3 protein-coding genes are annotated in these 2,442 nt (G+C 71.9%); 2 read left to right on the plus strand and 1 reads right to left on the minus strand.

The window, feature by feature from the left end; genetic code table 11:
• Positions 1–545: TolC family protein (locus tag AC27KI_RS22795; RefSeq protein ID WP_487115980.1), on the minus strand; the 545-nt coding region annotated here is incomplete at its 3' end.
• A gap of 212 nt (positions 546–757) precedes the next feature.
• Here AC27KI_RS22795 and AC27KI_RS22800 point away from each other — a divergent pair.
• The gene (locus AC27KI_RS22800; RefSeq protein ID WP_272565278.1) at positions 758–1,489 is read left to right on the plus strand and encodes a response regulator; all 732 of its coding nucleotides are present in this window, start codon (positions 758–760) and stop codon (positions 1,487–1,489) included.
• A 16-nt stretch (positions 1,490–1,505) separates the two neighbouring features.
• Positions 1,506–2,442, plus strand: a 937-nt coding sequence (locus tag AC27KI_RS22805; RefSeq protein ID WP_487115981.1) for a HAMP domain-containing protein, incomplete at its 3' end; no start/stop codon positions are given.

Consider the following 2,442-nt stretch of genomic DNA (forward strand, 5'->3'; position numbering starts at 1 on the left):
TGCGCCTGGCGGCGGGCGGCGCGCAGGTCGAGGTAGTTGCGCACCACATCGGCCACGACCGCCACCCGAACGCCCTGGGCATCGGCCCCGGCCGCATCCAGTTCGGCTTCGCCGGCCTGGCGCGTGCTTTCGCCGGCGCCGAAGAGGCCCAGCTCCCACACCATGTCCAGGCTGGCGTGAAAGTAGGTGTCCGTGGCCGAAATGTCCTGCAGCGAACGGGCGCTGGCGCCCAGCGACGGCCGGAACTGCAGGGCCGCGCGGCCCGATTGCAGCCGGGCCTCGCGCAGCCGGCTGGCGGCCTGCGCCAGGTCGAGGTTGCTGGCCAGCGCTTCCTGCACGAGGGCATCCAGCGCAGGGTCGTTGAAGGCCTTCCACCAGGACCGCAGGTCGGCTGCCGTCGCACCGGCGGGCGCCGGCTGGCTCCAGGCCGCTGGCACCGGGGCCACGCCCTGCACCGAGGGGGCATCGGCCCCCCCGAGCGCGGCGCACCCGGCCACCAGGACGGACAGCGCGGCGCACGGCAGGAGGCGAAGGGATCGGTTCACGCGGACAGGACCTGGAGGGGGAAGGGCATGCGGGGAGGGTTTTCAGCGGGCATTGGGCCCGCCAAAATTCGCGCAGCCGTGAATACCGTGTGGAGAAAACGTGGAGACGCGCCGGGGCCGGTGCGGAGGGCGGCCCATGGATAATCGGCCGGCGATGTGCCGCCCTCGGACCCTCCCCGGGCCCCGTGGCCGCCGCCCTAGCCCCTGCTGCCATGAACAGTCCTGCCCCCCTGCCTGGTCCGCTTGTCCTCGTGGTCGAGGACGAACCCGGGATCGCCAGCATCCTCACGGCCTACCTGCAGCGCGACGGACTGCGGGCGCAGCAGGCCGGCAACGGCCTGGACGCCCTGCGGCTGTTTCGCCAGCTGCGGCCCGACATGGTGCTGCTGGACATCCACCTGCCCGGCATGGACGGCCTGGACGTGCTGCGCGCCATCCGCGAAGAGGGGCAGACCCCGGTCATCATGGTCACCGCGCTGGCGGACGACATCGACAAGCTGCTCGGCCTGCGACTGGGGGCCGACGACTACGTGGTCAAGCCCTTCAGCCCGCCCGAGGTGGTGGCCCGCGTGCGCGCCGTGCTGCGCCGCACGCGGTCGCAGGAAGCGCCCGCCACCACGCCGATCCGCGTGGGCCGGATCGAGATCGACCAGCAGGCCCATGCCGCCCTGGCCTATGGCGAGGACGGGCGTGCCGTGCCGCTGCCGCTCACGTTGACCGAATTCCGGCTGCTGGCCTGCCTGGCGGCGCAGCCCAAGCGCTGCTTCTCGCGCGGCCACCTCATTGAGCATTGCCTGCCCGAGAGCGACGCGCTCGACCGGGTGATCGACTCCCACCTGTCCAAGCTGCGGCGCAAGCTGCAGCAGGCCGGGCAGGGCGAGCTGATCGAGACGGTGCGCGGCATCGGCTATCGCCTGTGGCCCGGCGAGTCCGCCGAGGGCTGACCCGAGCCGCCGCGCCATGCAAGGCTCCATCCTCGATCGCATCTGGGTCCGCTTCGGGCTGTACATCGCCGGGACGCTGCTCGCCACCATGGGCCTGCTGGCGGCCAGCGTGGTCGTGTTCTCCGAAATGCAGTACCGCGATTTCTACCGCAGCCTGCCCGCCACCGTGCAGCACGAACTGGACGAGCTCAACGACCACGACCAGGAGGACAGCCCCCAGGCGATGGCGATCTACGGACAGTACTGGCGCGGCGACCTGCTGTTCGGCGAGAAGTGGTCGCTGGTCGTCGGGCTGGTGGTGTGCCTGCCTTTCGGGCTGGCAGTGGGGTTCTGGGTGTCGCGCCTGGTCACGCAGCCCGTGGCCTCGATGGCCGAGGCCGCCACGCGCGTGGCCATGGGCGACTTCACCGTGCGGGCGCAGCCGGGCCGCTACAAGGGCGAGATGGCCGAGATGGTGGGCCACTTCAACCAGATGACCGATGCGCTGGAGGACATGGCGCGCGAGCGCCGCGCCACCGCCGCCTCCATCTCGCACGAGTTGCGCACGCCGCTGACCGTGCTGCGCGCCCGCCTGCATGCGATCTGCGACGGCGTCATCGAGGCCGACGCCGCCGAGTCGCGCGCCCTGCTGGAGCAGGTCGAGTACCTCGGGCGCCTGGTCGGTGATCTGCACACCCTGTCGATGGCCGAAGCCGGCCAGCTGTCGCTCAAGATGGCGCCGCAGGACCTGGCGGAACTGGTGCGCGAGGCGCTGGCCAGCCATGCCAGCCGCATCGCCGAACATGGCGTGGCGCTCGATTTGCAGGTGCCGCAGGCGCCACGCGCGGCGCTGGTGAATGCCGACCCCGACCGCCTGCGGCAGGTGCTCTTCAACCTGGTCGAAAACGCGCTGCGCCACGCGGGCGACGGCGGCTGGCTGGGCGTGGCGGTCGAGGTGACGGCTGCCGGCGTGG

Source organism: Acidovorax sp. KPB24-03, assembly GCF_057546605.1.

Coding starts and splice junctions, on each gene's coding strand:
- AC27KI_RS22800 (WP_272565278.1), top strand. CDS start 758: ATGAACAGTCCTGCCCCCCTGCCTGGTCCGCTTGTCCTCGTGGTCGAG.